A 17,759-nucleotide genomic window follows, 5' to 3' on the forward strand; every position below is an offset into this window, starting at 1 on the left:
GTTACTGTTCCTTTTCACAGTTCATATTGTAAAGCTTCATCACAGCCCCCGCATTCTCTCCCGCGTCATATCCCAGCCGTCCGAGGGTTTCTTTAATGCGCGCCCTGCCAGGCTTTGGCGCCTCAGCTGCCCGCAAAATCGCGGATGCCCATTGTTCAGGCGGTTCTTTGAGGCTGAGCCTTTTGACCAGCCCGAGCCCGGCATCGGCTTCTTCTGTAATGCCGTCTGATATGACGCACGGCACCCCGGAGGCCTGCGCTTCAACGAGCGTGACGGGCAGCCCCTCATAAAGAGACGGCATGACAAATACATCCAGTGTTTTCAGCAGATCATGAACGCGATCTTCCACACCGATAAAACGCACAGCATCATTAAGCCCCAGCTTCTCCGCCAGCTTTTCCATATCGGTGCGAAGCGGACCGTCTCCGGCGAGAATCAGCTGCAAACCGATGCCCCGCTCTTTCATATCAGCGGCCAGCCGGAGCAGAAATTCGTGGTTTTTCTCCTCTGTAAAGCGGCCGATATGACCGATCACCAATCGGCCGGCGGCAATGCCCCGCTTCCTTTTTTCAGATTCTATGTGCGCGCGTCCGCCGGCAAATAAGTCAAGATCAATGCCGTTCGGCAAAAGCCGCACGTCTTTTTGTTTTCCGAATAAGAAACGGCCCGCCTCTTCTCCGCAGGCGCACAGCGCGGTGGCATTTGCCGTAATCAGCCGCCTGAACACAAACATCTGCACCTTGCCAAGCCCGGACGACCGCCCCCTCCACGATGTACTGTGCGAATGACAGATCCGCACGGGGACGCCTGCTAAACGAGCGGCCAATGCGATAAATCCCGACTGAAAATCGGTATGGGCATGCACGGCGGCAAACGGTCCTTTTTCCTGAATCACCCGTTTGACCTGTTTCACAAAAGTAATCGGGTTTGTGCTGCCGATGCTCGGCACATAAAAAAGCCGTCCGCCGAGAGCAAGAATTTCCTCATCATAAGCGCACGGATCGTTCCTATGGGTTAAAAAGTCAAACTGCACCTTCGTTCTGTCCATCTTCCGGTACAAATTCATCATCATCGTTTCTGCGCCGCCTCTGTTCATCCCGCTGAAAATGTGCAGCACCCGCGCCGGTTTGTCAGTCATGTTCGGCAAGCCCTTCTTTTTGGCGGACGTCCCTGTTTTTATGATAACGGTTCATGACCGCGGGCGGCGTTATGGCGCGGATGAGCGGTTTTGCGATATACACGTAATGGGAAAGCGGCAGCTTCAGCCGTCTGCACGCCTGAAAAACGAGCACCGCGTTATCAATGGAATACGTAAATGATCTCCGTTTAAACGCATCGCTGTCCTCTCTGACTTTGTACAGCGTTTCCTGAAGGTTGTACCCCCGGAAACCCGCTTCAAAAAAGCGCAGCCACAAATCGATATCCTCCATCCGCCGCGTCCGCCTGACTGACCGGTAGCCGCCGAGCGCTTTGTACGCTTCGGCCCGCATCATAATGGTGCCGTGGCAGAACGGTGTGCCTTTCGCCATAATTCCCGGTTTCGGCACGGGCGGCAAAAGCCGGGCGCCCCTTACGCCGAATTCGTCAAATACGAGCATACCCGTGCCGACGACTTGATAGTGGGCGTGCTTGTTTAAGAAAGCGGCCTGTTTTTCCAGTCTTCTCGGGACGGATATGTCATCACCGTCCTGTCTGGCGATATAATCCCCCGTTGCGTATGTCAGACAGCGGTTCAGCGAAGCGGCAAGCCGCTTGTTTGTCTTATTTTGAATCAGCGTGATCCGGTCGCTGTAATGGTCCGCGTAGCGGCGCGCAATCTGATACGTTCCGTCAGTTGACGCGTCATCACACATAATCAGTTCCCAATTCTTATAAGATTGGCTCAGGATGGATTCAATACTCTCCGCTAAAGTCTGTTCGCAATTATAAATCCCCATGATAACGGAAATTTTCGGTTGTGCTCCTGCATTCATACGCTTTTCTCCTTTTTGTCCATATAACCGGCGTAAATATGCGCCATTTCCTTTACCGTGCGTGTTTCTGAAAAACATTCCGCCGTCCTGCGCCCTTTTTGCCCCATTGCTTTTCGCAGGCCAGGGGAGCGGTACAGCTTTTCAATCCGATCGGCAAACGCCGCGCTGTCTCCGGCCGGCACGAGAAAACCATTCACACCGTCTTCAATGATCTCGCGGTGCCCCCTGTTGTCCGCGGCAACGACGGGCTTTTCGGCAGCCATCCCTTCAAGCAGATTCATACCGAGCCCTTCGCGGAGACTTGAGGCGACAGACAGATCGGCAAGCTGAATCAGCTCATGAATGTCGCGGCAAAAACCGTAAAATCGCACAATGTCGGATACCCCGAGTGATTCAGCCTTTTTTCTGTACGGCTCTTCCATCGCGCCTTCTCCGGCAAATACGAGTTTCAGCTCCGGGATGCTGCGCTTCAGCAAGGCCGCAGACTCAATGAGGATACCCTGATTTTTGTTGCCGTTTAATTCGGCGGGATATACGAGGATAAATTCCCCGGCGCTGAAGCCGTGTTTTTCTCTCAGCCGTTCACTTTCTCCCGGGCTCACAGGGCGGAACCTGTCTGTATTCACACCGATGCCGTGTATTTTTTTCGCGTCGCAATCCGTTTTTTTCATTTGCTTGGCCCGTTCGAAATCTTCTTCATTAATGGTAATGAGACAATCCGTATAAGAAGAGAGAAATTTTTCGATCGGGTAATAAAGAAGCCAGTTTTTCAGAGGCGCTCCGTCGCAGAAGTGAAAGCCGTGCGCGGTGTACAGCACCTTTGTCCCTTTTTGGCGCGCTTGTCTCGCAGCAAGGCGGGTGAGTACGCCGCCGACCGGCGTATGACAGTGAATCATGTCATAGCCGTTGTCTTGAATGAGCTGCTTCAGCCGCCTGTAAACAGAAAGATTTTCGGGATGAAACGGGGAGCGCCGGATCGGAATGGAAAACTTTTTATCAACGAACGGAAGGTTCATATGACCGCCTGCCGCGACGTGCACCTCCCAGCCCATATCCTGAAACCATTGAAAATACGGAAGGTGAAAGGCTTTAAAATGATAATCGACAGTGGCGCAAAATAATACTTTTTTCGTCATCTTTCTGTCCTCCCATCACACGCCTGCGGCCGCTTCTTCATGTACTGATTCAATCGCCTCAAACAGCCGTTTTCTCAGCTCATCTTCAGGCAGACGGCTGAATTCCTCCATAAAACGGATGAGCACGGCCCAATCCCCGTCGATCGCTTTCCCGATATGGATTTTCGGAAAAATCTGTTCCGTATGTACTTCATTATGATTCAGCAGTTCTTCATACAACTTTTCTCCCGGGCGGATGCCGGAGAATTCAATGGGAATCTGTTCTGTCGTATAGCCTGATAAATGAATCAGGTTTTTTGCCAAGTCGACGATTTTGACGGGCTCTCCCATGTCCAGAACGAAAATCTGCCGCCCTTTTGCAAGCGCCCCCGCCTGAATGACGAGTCTTGACGCTTCGGGAATCGTCATAAAATATCTTGTCATCGCCGGATGCGTGACGGTGACGGGTCCGCCTTTTTCAATCTGCTTTTTGAAAATCGGAATGACGCTGCCGCGGCTTCCGAGCACATTTCCGAAACGGACGGCGGCGAATTTGGTGCGGCTGACCTTTCCGAGGTTCATGATGACCATTTCCGCAAACCGCTTCGTCGCGCCCATGACATTGGCCGGATTGACCGCTTTGTCAGAAGAAATCAGCACGAATGTTTCCGTTCCGCACATATCGGCGGCTTCGGCGACATTTTTCGTGCCGATAATATTGTTTTTAACGGCTTCTTCCGGATTATGTTCCATTAACGGCACATGTTTATGAGCGGCCGCATGATAGACGACGTGCGGCTCGTATTTCTTCATCAACGTAAAGATTTTATCTCTGTCCTGAATATCGGCAATCTCCGCGTGAAAAAGCACCTCTTTGCCGAAGCGTGCGGACAGTTCGTTATGCACCGAATAAATGCTGTTCTCCCCGTGGCCGAGAAGGACGATTTCATGCGGAAGAAACGCGCTGATCTGGCGGCAGATTTCAGAACCGATAGAGCCGCCGGCGCCCGTGACCAGAATCGTTTTCCCCTTTATGCTGTCAGAAATTTTGCTCGTATCAAGGGTGACCGGCTTTCTGCCGAGGAGATCTTCGGCTTTTACATCCCTGATGTGTCCGGCAGCCTGCGTTCCGAGCAGGATCTCATCAAATTGCGGCATGATTTTAATATGGGCGCCCGTCTGCACACATTCTTTGTACAGCGTCTGGAGCTCATGGGGGCAAAGAGACGGAATGGCGATGATGATATGATGAATTCTCAGCCTCTGCACCGCCGGCATAATGCTTTCTTTTCCGCCGATGACGGGCAGGCCCATAATTTTGAGCTTGTGCTTCGTCTGATCATCATCAATAAAAGCCACCGGCATGATGCCGAGATCATTTTTCTGGGTAAGCTGACGGGCGAGCAGCGTTCCCCCTGCGCCCGCGCCGATGATCAGCGCCCGGGAAGAGTCATTTTGCTTCCTGCCGATCGTTTCTTTCAGCACGCGCGAAATCATCCGGCTTCCTCCGATAAACAATAGCTGAATCATCCAGCTGACGGCTAAAAGCCGGAACAAAATCGTGTGGAACACCCCGTATTGGACGGCGGCTGTCACGGCTGCGGACAGAGTGATCCCCTTCAGCAGATCAAGCAGCTCACCTATTCCCGTATACGTCCATACCTGCTTATACTGATGAAACATAAAAGCGCATACATGGTGGCTGATCAGCATGCTCACGGCGGTCAGCAATAACGCTCCGGAGTCATAAAAGTGATAAGAATCCTCAAAAAATTGATATCCTATAACAACGGAAAGTAAAACGAGATACGTATCCAATGCAAAAATCATTGAAAGTCTTCTCCGGTAAGTCAATCTTTCCCCTCCTCATTTATCGGTTTAGCTGATACGGTTTTCGTAAAAAAACTGGCATAACAGCTAAGCCGATAACAATGCATCATCTTAAGATAAATTGGGCATTTAACCCGTCCTCACACCCCGCCACCGACGACCAGCATCTAAGGCAGCAGAAACCGCTGCCCACAGCAGAGCCGAGTGCCTCCGTTGATAAAGGTAAGGAGACATCACCTGCACCGCTCAATACGAGTAGTGCTCTGTTTTTTTGATCTTCTTTTTATTCAGCAGCGCGCCCAGAAGCTTCGCCTTTGACTGCTGGAGCGCGTCTTTCGCCTTTTGGACGGTATCCATTTTCGTTTTTCCGCTCAAGACGACGAGAACGCTTCCATCCGTCTGGTTCGCTAAAATCTGTCCGTCAGCCACCGCTAAAAGCGGAGGTGAGTCGAAAATAACAAGACTGTACCGGCTGTACATCTCCTGAATCAGCTCTCCCATCGCCTTTGAGGACAAAAGCTCTGCCGGATTCGGCGGCGTCGGCCCGCTCGTTAGGACATAGAGGTTGTCAATCAGCGTTTTTTGCACCGTTTCATCGAGGGAAGCGTTTCCGACTAACACATTCGTAAGGCCTTGTACATTTTCAAGCTGATAAGTCTCGTGTATCGTCGGTTTTCGTAAATCCGCATCGACGAGCAGCACCTTTTTCTCCTGCTGCGCAAATACCGCGGCAAGATTGGCGGCGCTGAATGATTTTCCTTCTCCCGGAACGGAAGAAGTGACGAGAATGGAGCGCAGATGGGTCTGGACAGAGGAAAACTCAATATTTGTCCGAATGGTGCGGTATTGTTCAGCCACCAATGATTTGTGATGTAAAACAGATATTTGAGCCAATCCCCGTCTTGACTTCTTTTTTCTGAATCCCAAACGCCTCACTCCCCGAAATGTTTTTCATCAGACCGTGTCTGCTGATTTTTGATATCATACACAACCCCTAAAACGGGCAAGTCCGTTTTTTCGCTGAGCTGCCGCTCGCTCTTAACGGTTTCATCAAGAAAGTGGAGAAAAAACGCAAGCGTCACACCGGCCATAAGAGCCGCACCGAATGCCATCATGATATTCCGGATGCGCGAAGGCTTGACCATCGGGCTTTCCGATGCTTTCGCCTCTGACAAAACGACGACGCCTTTTATATTCATCCTGTCACGGACTTCTTTTTTAAATGTCTTCATCAGCGTGTTCGCTATAGCGGCGGCCTTTTTCGGATTCTCATCCTGCACCGCTGCGGTGATGATTTCTGAATCGGTTTCGCTGCTTGTCGTGATCTTCGCTTTTAAAGCGGATGCCGTCTCAGAAAGATGCAGCGTCTGTTTCACTTTCTCAAGCACAACCGGGCTTTTCATTATCGTTTGAAACGTGGTGCTGTAATGAAGATTCAGCTGAACGTCGCTGAGATTCGAATTTTTTTCACCGCTTGTTTCATGAATGAGCACTTGTGTCGACGCCTGATAAACGGGCGAAATCACCCGGAATTGGATGTATCCTGTTATCAGCGTCACCGCTGCTGTCATGATAAAAATCAGTAAAAATCTGTGCTTAATAATGTCAAATAATTCTTTAAAACTCATATTCTCATTCATGTAATATACAGCCTCATCCTTATTGCATCAGGCTTAAACGCCCCCTTCTGTTAATGATTGGATTATAAAAGAAAAGCTCGAAATTTGAAAATTTCAAATTAAGCCATTTGGTTCTTTTTAGAGAACATTATCGTGATTTTCCTCTTATTTACTGCACTTACCTTTCAATTTTAAATTTTATAAAGAACGGAAAATTTCTTATAATGAACGAAAAAATGTCAGTATGCAGGGGAGAATTCAGCACAATGATTGGAAGAATAATACGTTTATACCGCAGAAGAAAAGGCTACTCTATTAATCAGCTAGCAGTCGAAGCGGGAGTCTCTAAATCTTATTTAAGCAAGATAGAACGGGGGGTTCACTCAAATCCGTCCATCCAATTTCTTAAAAAAGTGTCCGCCACCCTTCAAGTCGATCTGACGGAGCTTTTTGATGCCGAAACGATGCTGCATCATATGGGAGGCACGGAAGATGAGTGGCGCATTCATCTCGTGCAGGCTGTGCAGTCAGGCATGCCGAAAGAAGAACTGTTCACCTTTACGAACAAACTGACTGAAAAACGGCCGGAGCCCGCACCCTACCGCAACAGAAAACTGACTGAATCTAACATTGAGGAATGGAAAGCGCTGATGCAGGAAGCAAAAGAACTCGGCTTGTCCGTTCAGGAAGTCAGGTCATTTTTAGAACGAAAGCGTTACTGATCATATGCAGGTGAAAGGGATTTCATTCGCTTCATGTCTTCATCTCTGTATATAATGAAAAGAAAAAAGGGGATGAAGTCATGACTGTACTTACCGTTCAAACCCGCTGCGGCGCATTAAAAGGAACTGCCGGCCGCGGTGTCCGCACATGGAAGGGCATCCCTTACGCCAAGCCGCCCGTCGAAGAGCTGAGATTTAAAGCGCCGGAGCCGCCCGCACCTTGGGACGGCGTAAAACATGCCGACGCGTTCGGACCGGTTTGTCCGCAGCCGGCTGATTTGCTGTCCATGTCGTTTTCCGGAGATGTTCCGCCTCAATCTGAAGATTGCCTTTACCTGAATGTGTTCGCCCCAGAATCAGAGGGTGTGAAACGGCCTGTCATGGTATGGATTCACGGCGGCGCATTTTTTTTAGGCGCCGGAAGCGAACCGATTTACGACGGGTCTGCTCTTGCCGCTAAAGGAGATGTCATTGTGGTGACACTTAATTACAGGCTCGGGCCGTTCGGTTTTTTACATTTGTCTTCTATTCATGACGCATATCCCGGCAATATCGGCCTGCTCGATCAGATCGCCGCGCTGCGCTGGGTGAAGGACAATATTTCCGCTTTTGGAGGGGACCCTGATAACGTCACGGTATTTGGTGAATCGGCAGGCGGCATGAGCATCGCCTCCCTTATGGCAATGCCTGGCGCAAAAGGCCTGTTTCATAAAGCCATTTTAGAAAGCGGGGCCTCTCAGACGATGACTGCTGATATGGCAAAAGACATTGCCGAGACTTTTATCAGCGAGGCCGGTATTCAGACAGATGACATGAGCAAACTGCATACCCTCCCGACAGATGACATTCTCACAGCTGCCGGAAAAGTGAACAGTATAAAGGGACAGAATATTTTTCATCTTTTTTATCAGCCGGCCATAGATCCGGCCACATTGCCGAAGGAACCTGAAAAAGCGATTCACGGCGGTGCGGCAGAAGGCATACCGATACTTATCGGCACCAATCGGGATGAAGGATATTTATTTTTCACCCCTGATTCACCTGTTCATTCCGAGCGGGAGCACGCCGATTATTTGCGCCATCACCTTGGAGAAGAGGGCTATTTGCAAGCGGCATCCTTATATCCTCATTCCTTAACGGGACAAATTGATATGATGACGGATCTGATATTCTGGCGGCCGGCTGTCGCTTTCGCACAAGGACAGTCGCGATTCGCACCGGTCTGGATGTACCGCTTTGACTGGCACGGCGAAACATCGCCGTTTCATAAAGCGGTTCACGCTCTGGAATTGCCGTTTGTGTTCGGAAACTTTGATTCTTTGAAAAAGACGCTGCAGAAACCGCCCGGTGAAGATGTAAAAGAGCTCTCCAGACTGATGCAATCCGCATGGCTGGCCTTTGCAAAAAAAGGAAACCCGGACACCGATCAGCTCCAGTGGCCTCAGTATGAAACAGGCTCGCGTGAGACGCTCATTTTCAACACAGCCGTCTCGACGGAAAGTGATCCCGATTCTGCCAAACGCCGCATCCTGTTTCAAGCATAAAAAAACCCCAAGGGATCAGGTTCCCTTGGGGTTTCGTTTTCATCCCAGTTCAGACCTCAGTCATTCGACTTCGCAGAATACCATTTTCCATATTAACCCTTATATGTTATATTCCTTTATAACTGATCTTCTCACCATTCATAAAGGAGTTTTTATATGGAGAAATCTAGTATTATCGGCACAGCTGCCGTTATCATCGGGGCGCTGATGATCTTAGTTTCAGTTGTCTTCCTGCGCGACACTGATTTCTATGCCGTGAGATGGATAGGGGCTGTCATCATGGCTGCAGGATTTTCATACGGGCCGGCCCACACAATTTCAAAACATAAAAACAAACATGAAAAAGAAACCCGGTAACCTTACTGGGTTTCTTTCTTTTATTTCATTTATCTCACTTCATAATGCAATTCCGCAAATTGTTTATAGCGCCGGACATCCGTCAGCTTCAGCCCGGTCTCCCGGTCTCCGGGTTTGAATAACGGAATTCCCCGGCCGAGCAGAACAGGGGCGACCTGAATGATAAACTCATCGACAAGTTTTTCCTCCAAAACCGGGTGCAACAAATCACTCCCGCCGACAATCCAAATCCGCTTGCCTTCTTGGCGTTTCAACGCTTGTATAAAACCGGCAGGCTCTTCATGAATAAACCGCACATCTTCAGTACGCCCGGTCAATGTCCGCGAAAACACATAGCACTCTTTTCCCTTATACAGAAACTCCTCGGGAAATAACGTCATAATTTCATCATATGTTTTTCTACCCATCATGATCGTATCGACAGATTCATAGAAAGATGCATAATCGGTGTCTTCTTCACCTTCAGTCCCGATTAACCAATCCAAAGAATGATTTTCCCGCGCAAGATAGCCATCTGCGCTGACAGCACCGTAAAAAACGAGCTTTCTTTGACCGCCCATGAAAAATCCCTCCCCCTTTTTTACAAGTTCATACAAACTAATTATACCATTTTTTCTTATCTTTCTGCTTTTGAGATGCTGTTAAGATACCGTCTATCCATCTTCCTGTAATCGGCATAAAGAAATGAAGGATGAGCCCTCCTAAACAAACGGTGAATAACGTCCCGATGCCGACCGGACCTTTTAAGATCAATGCCAATATGAAAAACACGAAGTAAATGACCGTTCTTGAAAAAAAGATGCTTCTTCCTGTTAATTCGCGGATAATCAACGTTAACCGATCAACCGGGATTGGTGCGAAATTTGTGTGCAGATAAGCCGCGGTTCCAATCCCGATCACAACCAAACCGATGGCAAAACAACCCGCTTTTTCGTACCATGGTTCAGGCACTATGAAACGATGCAGGAAAAACAGCCACATATCAATCCCGATTCCCGTTATAAACGCCGTAATCATCCCTGAAAATTCCGGTCTTTGTCTTTTTAACATTGAATTGCAGCATATTAACAGGAAAGCTATGATGATTTCCCAGCTTCCCACAGTCAGCCCGGCATGTACAGACAGCCCCACGATTAGCGCATCGAAAGGCGACGTTCCAAGATCAGATTGAATCGTGACAGAAATACCAAAAGTCAATATAATGATTCCCAAAACATAAAAACCATATTTCATTTTACCGGCCTCATTTTCATATTTTATGTTGCAAATACAATAAAATCACGTTATGTTTAATATACGGTATTTTTATTGCAATTACAATATTTCATAAATAAGAAAGGAGCTGTATGAACATGAGCATCAAATTAAAAAAATGCAGCCTCGACGATATAACAGCACTCCGTGAGATAAGCATTGAAACATTCAATGATACATTTACAGATCAAAATTCACTTGAAAATATGAAGGCTTATTTGGAAAATGCATTCCGCTCCGAACAGCTGAAAACGGAATTAGCCAATCGGTCTTCACAATTCTATTTTGTCTATTATGATGATGATCTTGCGGGATATGTAAAAATCAACATGGATGAAGCTCAATCAGAAAAAATGGGTGATGATTTTCTGGAAATTGAGAGAATTTATATAAGAAAAAACCACCAGAAACACGGGCTTGGCAAATATCTGCTGAATGAAGCTGTGAAAATCGCTGCCGAACACAACAAAAAGAAAATCTGGCTTGGCGTATGGGAAAAAAACGAAAACGCAATCGCCTTTTATAAAAAAATGGGGTTTATCCAAACGGGAGAACACTCTTTTTATATGGGGGATGACGAACAAGTCGACTTTATTATGACAAAGACCCTGTTGTAAAAACCGCAGGATTTCCTGATTTCATATACAAAAAACCCGGCAGCTGAGCCGGGTTTTTTCTATTATTTTAATTTTCCTGCGCGAATATCATCTGTCATTCCTTCGTACGGCGCTTCTGAAATCAATGATTCGTTATTGATTCCCGCATTGTTGAGATACGTAATATCCGCAAACTCGGGAACGACATATTTAGGATACGTCTCATATTTCTCACGTGACTCTTTCATCACATCAATGTAATCATTTTGATAGCATACCGTGATTTCCGGATGCTCATGCACCCATTTCGGGAAGAAAATAATCCCGTGCATCCGTTTTTCATTCGGCATAAAGTTTAATGAAACGTCTGTGCCTGTCGGTTCAGTCCATGACACTTTATATACGCCTTCTGTCAGCTTTACGATATTCACTTCTTGGTCGCGCACCCAGCGTCCGCCTACCATACCGCTATGAATCCGATAGTCGATCGTATGATCATTTTTAATATAAATTTCATACTCCCAGCCGTTTTCATACGTGTAAATCATATGGCTTCCGATAAAGTTTTCCATGTCGACTCACTCTCCATATCATTATTGAACTTCATAAATATCCAACCGAATGTCATCCGGCAATCTGACCGCAGCCCCGATAAACAGCCGGTCCTGCAGAAACTGATATGCCTCACTGCTTGTTTCAAACATAGGCACAGTGCGAAAATAAACATGCTCGGGATCTATGATGCCGTTCACTGACTCATAAATGACTTTTTTAAAGAAGGTTCGTTCAAGAACGTATCACCTCCCGAGATATTATGTTTATTTAAACATGTAACTATTTACACGTTTAATTGTAACGCTGTTAAAATGGACTGTCAAATAATGAGCTGCCTCTGATAAAGTTTACCCGAAAAAAGAGGTGTTCAACAAAAAGACAAGGGCGGCACATGCCGAACCCTTGTCTTTTTCGTTTAGTGTATGCTCATACAAGACGAGCGTCTTTATTAATAATCGCAATCTTTATCTCTACATTCTTTCTTTCTCACAGCATCTATAGTGTGTCCCATAATCTTGTCATTTGCCTTATCATAAATACCGTCAAATTTATTTGATGTATCATCGTTGTAATAGCCAAATACCTCTATCCCGCCCATTGGATCTGTTTCATATTTATCTTTAAATGTAACGTTATGTATTCCTTCATAATTCGCTTTGATAAATTTCTCCATTCGTTTCTGAGCAATCTTTATCTCTTCAGCCTGAACATTTTTATCATTCATACTCTTCATTATAAAACCTCCGGCTGCTATAAAGATAACCATGAAGATAATCATGTATGTTTTCACAGAATCATCCTCCCATGAGTTATGATGGAGCTCTCGGACTAGAAAAAATGGCCGGTGACATCCGGGGCATTTAGGCGTCTTAAGATTTTTCTTCAGTGTCCACAGAGGAGCTCCCTATTTTGTCACCTACAGGATCATATAAGCCATCAAATTCTTTACTTTTATCGCCGTTTAGATACCCCTCAACTGTGATTCCGCCAGTTGGATCAATAAAATAATCATCATAAGAAATTTTCTCTATTCCCTTATACTCGCGGTGCAAGTATTCGGTCATTTTACTTTGGGCTTTTTCAAAAAGAGCCTTTTCTTCCTTTTTCACATCATATTGATGCTTCATAATCAATCCTCCAACAGCTATAATTAACATTAATACAATAATAAGGTTCTTTTTCAAAAAAAATCATCCCTTTCCCTACCCTATTTTACATGACAAGAAAGGTGCTATATATCTTGAGCAAGAAAATCAGGACTTCAAGCCTGACAAATGAAACATATTACAGGATGAGTCAACGTGCTTATAATTATGACTATCTTAAAAGGAAATTAGAGAACAATGAGTACATACGACTGCTGGAATATTGTTTTCGGAAAAATTCAGAATTCATCGCGATTGTTGCTGACAAGTTAAGATTGGAACTTAAAGCGAGTAAAATGCTGATCTGACGTTTTTCCTATCGTTGAGTTGTCATGATATTTGTACGCGGTTACCGTTAATCGACAAATGAGACGGTAGAGTCGATTGATCTCAGGAATAGGTTTGAACCGTATGAGAAACATATCACGAATTTTGTAAGATAATTAAACAAAATAAATACCCACTCATCCTGAGGTGGGTATTTTACCTTTCTTCGGCATTGACCACTGAAATCCCTATCTCCTTGTTCGTTGGATCATATATACCGGAAAATTCTTTTTCTTTATTATTATTTATGTAGCCTGAAACTTCAACTCCGCCTGTCGGATTGATATTGTAGTCTTTTGAAAAATGAACTTCCTGTACATTTTTATAGTCTTTTTTCAAGTAATTCTTCATGTGCTCTTGCGCCTCAATCACAAGTTTTTCTTCGTTTTTATGTTTATCATATTGATGCTTCACGAAAAAACCTCCCACTGCTATAATTATAACAATTAGGATAATAATGTATTTTCTCATGCGTATCATCCTTTCGGAACTATTTTACAATATAAGAAACGTGATGTATATTTCACAAAAGGAAAAGAAATAACCGTCTCTAATGTCACAGATAAAGTATATTATCGTTTGAGTCCCCAGCATCTTACAATTATAAAATGTTAGCCTCATATTGGTATGTTGAGGAAGTGAAGCAGGATTCTGATAACGGATCTTGATGACTTTATATTCTCAAAAGGCATCAAGACAAAAAGCGGAAAATGGGTGAAATCAAAAAATCACGAAAACGGGGTCGTCGCCTTTGCGGGAACCGATATCGGAAAAGACCCGATCAATGACGGCGTAAAAGCGGACGGCGGGAATATTGTTTTCGGAAATGATCCCCAAAAAGAAGTGTATTACAAGGAGAAGAATGGCTACTCTTTAAGGAAAGGGATTTATCCGTTAGAGTTTTTGGGCCAGCCAATAATACAAAAATAAAGACGCCAGTTAGGCGTCTTAAGATTTTTCCTCAGTGTCCACAGAAGAGCTCCCTATTTTGTCATCTGGAGGATCATATAAACCGGCAAATTCGTTTGGAATTACACTATTCAAAAATCACTAAACTGTATTTTCGCCAGCTAAAGATCAATAAAATAATCATAAAGAATTCTTCTCAAATCCAGCGTCTTTTTTAGTATTCACATTCTTTTTCCTGACATTCGGGTTTCTCTTCCGCATCGACTGACGAAACTCCTATTTCATCATTCGTTTTGTCATAAAGTCCAAAAAATTCTTTTTCCTTATTACCATTCAAGTACCCCTTCACGGAAATACCACCCATAGGATTTATTTTATAATCGTTAATGTATGTAATTTGCTTTATATTTTTGTAATTAGCTTTTATATAGCTTTCCATTTTATTTTTCGCTTGGATAAAAAGTTCTTGTTCTGCTTCTTTTTTATCATGTTGGTACTTCATGTAAATACCTCCTAATGCTATAATTATTACAAAGATTAGGATAATTATGTATTTCTTCATAAACTCATCCTTTCTTAGATTAATCTTACATCAACTCCGGGGTGTTGTACATGTCTAAAAACATCAATGTAACAAATATCAGTGACCAAGAATACTTTTATATAAGCCAAATATCTTATGATTATGAAACTCTTAAAAATCACTTAGAAACACAAAAGCCATTAAAATTTAAATCTCCCACCAGATGGTACGTCGATCAAATAAAATCGGACAACGATACCGGACTTGACGCGGTTGTTCTGTCACAAGCTGAAAAGAAAAACGGAAAATGGGTAAAATCAAAAAATCCAGAAAACGTGGTCGTCGCCTTTGCCGGAACCGATATCGGAAAAGACCCGATCAATGACGGCGCAAAAGCGGACGGCGGGAATATTGTTTTCGGAAATGATCCGCAAAAAGAAGTGTATTATATTGTAAAAAAAGACGCGGAGGATACCTCGAAAACACTCGGAAAATACAATGGAACGCCCTCTCAAGACGCCATGCTCACAACCGGAAAGTATAAGCTGATAACGAAAACATCACAAATCGATCAAGCCGATCAGCTGGTACGCAGCGTAAAGAAAAAGTATGCCGGAACGTCAACGATTATTTCAACAACCGGCCATTCACTCGGCGGCGCTGAGGCCGAATACAGCGCGGTGAATAATGATATTTATGCCGTTGCGTTTAACAGTCCTTCCGTCGTGAAACTGCACGATGAAGAAACACAGAAAGACATCAACAGCGGCATATACGATCCTTACATCCGGTCAATTATCAATCCGGACGACATGGTCGGGGCGGGTTATTGGAACGAATATGACCGCCATAACGGGACAACGATTTATACGAAAAACCCCTCACTCTCACAGTTCAGCCGAAAGCAGCGGCTTGATGGGAACTTAAACGAGCAGATCAGCAAGAATCTCGCTTATTTCTTTACTACCGTCATTCTGAGAAATCCGGATACACACGGCTTAAACGAAGCGAATTTCATATTTGACCGAAACGGAAACATCACAAATCCGAACGGAGATGAGTTAGTCTTCGATAAAAATCTCGGCGCTCTTCTGCCGGCCGGTGCGATCGGAAGCGGAGACGCGATAAAAGTTACGCCGAAAAACGCAAAGAAGCTGGCTGAAAAGGTGCAGGCCATGACTGAGGATTTGCGGACGATGAAAAAAGAAGCGCAGAACGCCTATCAGGAGCACGATGAAAAAATCGCCGAGCTGAAAACAGAATTTTACGGCCAAGTCGGACACGGCTTGTTTGATCAGCTTCAAGCACAGGACGTGACCAATACAATTGAAGATATTGCGCAATCCTACGACAAAGGCCCGATTTTTTACGACACTCAGGCTGAGCAGGCGTTTATTGATTCCTTGCAGGCGGCGATCACGGACCTTGAAGAAATCGGCGGATTCTTACATAAAATAGCGGACAAATTTCAGGAAAAAGACCAGATGCTCGCAAACTGGTTAAGATGATAGAGGTGGATACATAATGCCGACATTAGACGAACTTTTAGAACACAAGGACGACCCGATGAAGAAAAGGCTGCAGCGGCAAATGCTGAAAACCGTCATGACGCAGGCAGCGGGAACAAAACTGGAAACAGTGCGCCAAACGCTGAAACCGACATTCGAAATGGACACATTGAAAGATGAATTATATGAAGTTTACTCAGCTTTATTGAACAGCTTCGAAGGCAAGGCGCAAAAAGCTCTCGCACAGCGGATCAGTGAAAGTGCGCGGCTGATTGCCGGCACCGAAAATAACAGGGACACATTCATTAACAGTTTCAAAACAAGGTAAAATAAAAAACCTCGCAGATTTATTATTTGCGAGGTTTTTCCTATCGTCTTAACTGAAACGCTCGGAGAATGTATCATATACCTCTATGAACGTTGATATATAAGGTTTTTTGATAATCCTTTTGCAAAAGAACATGTTGAATCTAAAATGTGATCCATCAGTCGGAATGAGTATCCGGCGGGAAGTGAGAGCGGGAGAATAAAAGAAGCTTATCATGAACATTAACAAAACAAGGGGTTTATTGTATAAGATCGCGCGTATTCTTGACGATGTTCAAGCTGCTAAAAACGGCATGCTTGGAAAAAAGGATAGACCGCCACGCTGCAGGAAAAGCCATCGGGAAACTAAACGAGTAGTTTTTTTACGGATAGGCTATATCCTCTTTTAAACAAAACCCTTATTTGGTAAAATAATGGGTATTGTAAGGAAGGAGTGATTGAAGAGTGTTATTCTTCATAGGAAAGTTCATATTGCTCTTTTTGTTCTGTACGTTAGTGTATTATTTATTTAAAGTGGTTTATTATAATGTTGGTAAGAAGGTAGCCCTCAATGCGTCAGAAGGAACAAAAGCCAATTGGGTAGCGAATGTCTTAATTAAAAATGGTACTAAGCTTACTGACGGAGATTACTTTATGGTTGCTGTCGTTACGACATTATGGCTTGTGCTGAGGTAATATAAAAGCCTCCCTTACAGGAGGCTTTTTCTTATTTGGTTGGATAACCGTTTGCCTTACAGAAACTCTTTATATATTTGTTTTTCTTCGCAAATTTTCTGCACGCTTTATTCATTCCAGCATTATAGACTTCTTTCAAAAACTGTTGAGCTAATCCAGCAAGCCCGATTGCTGTCAAAAGGGCAAGCAACTCTTGCAAAGCAATATAAACTACCCAAGGGATAGCTGGTACAAATGTCGCTGAGGCATCCCCGTTGATTTCAACTTTTTCACCTTTGTTTTCCTCTAACCATTTTACTTGTTTGCTCGGAATACTTTCATAAAACATCGACATATTAAATAATTCTTCGCTTGAATAGCCAATTTGTTTAGCTTTTTCAACATCTATGGTGTATGTAAAATCATCGTTGAGTTTTAATGCACTTTGAACAAATTTCTCTGCTTTTTCGTAATCAGCCTCAGTAACTTGTTTTAATGCTTCGCTGATCTTCTCTTCCGAAGTTAAATTCTTCATGATTGATTTTGCTTCTACGGTGTTGGCAGGAGTGCTTAACAGGACAGTGACCAAAAGAGCGACCGACGACAAAATGATAATCGCACTACTCTTCAACTTCCTCATTCCTTTAATCATTCCTTTCTACCAATTTTATTACATGTTAAATGTTATCATATTTACCAATTAAATTGAAACCCCGTTTTACATTTTAAAGTTCTATTAATATATTAGTTAAGCCTCTCTAAAATAAGAAGGAGCTTTTTTCTATTAATCAACGACGCTTT

General features: G+C 44.5%; 20 protein-coding genes and 2 pseudogenes. 7 read left to right on the top strand and 15 right to left on the bottom strand.

Going from position 1 to position 17,759, the window contains the following annotated elements; translation table 11 throughout:
• Window position 1 precedes the first annotated feature (1 nt).
• The 6 genes from ACXN9U_RS15950 to ACXN9U_RS15975 all read right to left on the bottom strand — a co-directional run bounded on the left by ACXN9U_RS15950 (window position 2) and on the right by ACXN9U_RS15975 (window position 6,558).
• Complete coding sequence (locus tag ACXN9U_RS15950; RefSeq protein ID WP_489201900.1) at window positions 2-1,138, bottom strand: glycosyltransferase family 1 protein; 1,137 nt, start codon at window positions 1,136-1,138, stop codon at window positions 2-4.
• Window positions 1,131-1,973, bottom strand: coding sequence for a glycosyltransferase EpsE (gene epsE / locus ACXN9U_RS15955; RefSeq protein WP_489201901.1), 843 nt, complete (start codon window positions 1,971-1,973; stop codon window positions 1,131-1,133). Before epsE ends, ACXN9U_RS15950 begins: the two co-directional genes overlap by 8 nt.
• Window positions 1,970-3,109 (bottom strand): glycosyltransferase family 4 protein, encoded by a 1,140-nt coding sequence (locus tag ACXN9U_RS15960; RefSeq protein ID WP_489201902.1) that lies wholly within the window; start codon window positions 3,107-3,109, stop codon window positions 1,970-1,972. Before ACXN9U_RS15960 ends, epsE begins: the two co-directional genes overlap by 4 nt.
• 15 nt (window positions 3,110-3,124) lie before the next feature.
• The gene (locus ACXN9U_RS15965; RefSeq protein ID WP_489201903.1) at window positions 3,125-4,942 is read right to left on the bottom strand and encodes a polysaccharide biosynthesis protein; all 1,818 of its coding nucleotides are present in this window, start codon (window positions 4,940-4,942) and stop codon (window positions 3,125-3,127) included.
• Window positions 4,943-5,164: 222 nt separating this feature from the next.
• Window positions 5,165-5,845 (bottom strand): protein tyrosine kinase EpsB, encoded by a 681-nt coding sequence (gene epsB / locus ACXN9U_RS15970; RefSeq protein WP_060964209.1) that lies wholly within the window; start codon window positions 5,843-5,845, stop codon window positions 5,165-5,167.
• A 5-nt stretch (window positions 5,846-5,850) separates the two neighbouring features.
• On the bottom strand, window positions 5,851-6,558 hold the full coding sequence (locus ACXN9U_RS15975; RefSeq protein ID WP_060964208.1) for a YveK family protein: 708 nt from the start codon (window positions 6,556-6,558) through the stop codon (window positions 5,851-5,853).
• Window positions 6,559-6,803: 245 nt separating this feature from the next.
• Between ACXN9U_RS15975 and slrR the strand changes: the two genes are divergently transcribed.
• The 3 genes from slrR (at window position 6,804) to ACXN9U_RS15990 (ending at window position 9,160) form a co-directional block, all read left to right on the top strand.
• Window positions 6,804-7,259 (top strand): HTH-type transcriptional regulator SlrR, encoded by a 456-nt coding sequence (gene slrR / locus ACXN9U_RS15980; protein WP_003151541.1) that lies wholly within the window; start codon window positions 6,804-6,806, stop codon window positions 7,257-7,259.
• 80 nt (window positions 7,260-7,339) lie between these two features.
• Complete coding sequence (locus ACXN9U_RS15985) at window positions 7,340-8,803, top strand: carboxylesterase/lipase family protein (protein ID WP_489201904.1); 1,464 nt, start codon at window positions 7,340-7,342, stop codon at window positions 8,801-8,803.
• A gap of 156 nt (window positions 8,804-8,959) precedes the next feature.
• Window positions 8,960-9,160: a hypothetical protein gene (locus ACXN9U_RS15990; protein WP_049627452.1), complete on the top strand. Its 201-nt coding sequence runs from the start codon at window positions 8,960-8,962 to the stop codon at window positions 9,158-9,160.
• Window positions 9,161-9,189: 29 nt separating this feature from the next.
• Here ACXN9U_RS15990 and ACXN9U_RS15995 read toward each other — a convergent pair whose 3' ends face one another.
• Window positions 9,190-9,720, bottom strand: a complete 531-nt coding sequence (locus ACXN9U_RS15995) for a dihydrofolate reductase family protein (protein ID WP_489201905.1) — start codon at window positions 9,718-9,720, stop codon at window positions 9,190-9,192.
• Window positions 9,721-9,757: 37 nt separating this feature from the next.
• Window positions 9,758-10,393, bottom strand: coding sequence for a YczE/YyaS/YitT family protein (locus ACXN9U_RS16000; protein WP_489201906.1), 636 nt, complete (start codon window positions 10,391-10,393; stop codon window positions 9,758-9,760).
• 119 nt (window positions 10,394-10,512) lie between these two features.
• Here ACXN9U_RS16000 and paiA point away from each other — a divergent pair, with 119 nt between their 5' ends.
• Window positions 10,513-11,031, top strand: a complete 519-nt coding sequence (gene paiA, locus ACXN9U_RS16005; protein WP_489201907.1) for a spermidine/spermine N(1)-acetyltransferase — start codon at window positions 10,513-10,515, stop codon at window positions 11,029-11,031.
• 62 nt (window positions 11,032-11,093) lie between these two features.
• Here paiA and padC read toward each other — a convergent pair whose 3' ends face one another.
• The 5 genes and pseudogenes from padC to ACXN9U_RS16030 form a co-directional block, all read right to left on the bottom strand.
• A complete protein-coding gene (gene padC, locus ACXN9U_RS16010) occupies window positions 11,094-11,582 on the bottom strand; it encodes a phenolic acid decarboxylase (protein ID WP_045925902.1) in 489 nt (162 codons plus the stop codon).
• Between the two features lie 21 nt (window positions 11,583-11,603).
• Window positions 11,604-11,753 (bottom strand): annotated as a pseudogene (locus ACXN9U_RS16015) (DUF3237 family protein); the annotation flags it as partial.
• 260 nt (window positions 11,754-12,013) lie between these two features.
• Window positions 12,014-12,298, bottom strand: a complete 285-nt coding sequence (locus ACXN9U_RS16020; protein WP_060965103.1) for a DUF1433 domain-containing protein — start codon at window positions 12,296-12,298, stop codon at window positions 12,014-12,016.
• A gap of 136 nt (window positions 12,299-12,434) precedes the next feature.
• On the bottom strand, window positions 12,435-12,749 hold the full coding sequence (locus ACXN9U_RS16025) for a DUF1433 domain-containing protein (RefSeq protein ID WP_060964203.1): 315 nt from the start codon (window positions 12,747-12,749) through the stop codon (window positions 12,435-12,437).
• A 444-nt stretch (window positions 12,750-13,193) separates the two neighbouring features.
• Window positions 13,194-13,508, bottom strand: coding sequence for a DUF1433 domain-containing protein (locus ACXN9U_RS16030; RefSeq protein ID WP_167388664.1), 315 nt, complete (start codon window positions 13,506-13,508; stop codon window positions 13,194-13,196).
• Window positions 13,509-13,529: 21 nt separating this feature from the next.
• Between ACXN9U_RS16030 and ACXN9U_RS16035 the strand changes: the two are divergent.
• Window positions 13,530-13,889 (top strand): annotated as a pseudogene (locus ACXN9U_RS16035) (hypothetical protein); the annotation flags it as partial.
• A 271-nt stretch (window positions 13,890-14,160) separates the two neighbouring features.
• On the opposite strand, the gene ACXN9U_RS16040 reads toward ACXN9U_RS16035, so the two are convergent.
• Window positions 14,161-14,448, bottom strand: a complete 288-nt coding sequence (locus ACXN9U_RS16040) for a DUF1433 domain-containing protein (protein ID WP_029973541.1) — start codon at window positions 14,446-14,448, stop codon at window positions 14,161-14,163.
• A gap of 110 nt (window positions 14,449-14,558) precedes the next feature.
• Here ACXN9U_RS16040 and ACXN9U_RS16045 point away from each other — a divergent pair, with 110 nt between their 5' ends.
• Window positions 14,559-15,977, top strand: a complete 1,419-nt coding sequence (locus tag ACXN9U_RS16045; protein ID WP_060964199.1) for a lipase — start codon at window positions 14,559-14,561, stop codon at window positions 15,975-15,977.
• Window positions 15,978-15,993: 16 nt separating this feature from the next.
• Entirely contained in the window at window positions 15,994-16,305 is a 312-nt protein-coding gene (locus ACXN9U_RS16050) for a hypothetical protein (protein WP_045925896.1), read from the top strand.
• A gap of 705 nt (window positions 16,306-17,010) precedes the next feature.
• Here the strand turns inward: ACXN9U_RS16050 and ACXN9U_RS16055 are convergent.
• On the bottom strand, window positions 17,011-17,610 hold the full coding sequence (locus ACXN9U_RS16055; protein ID WP_223609738.1) for a hypothetical protein: 600 nt from the start codon (window positions 17,608-17,610) through the stop codon (window positions 17,011-17,013).
• Window positions 17,611-17,759: the final 149 nt, after the last annotated feature.

Source organism: Bacillus sp. BACIII (genome assembly GCF_057836745.1).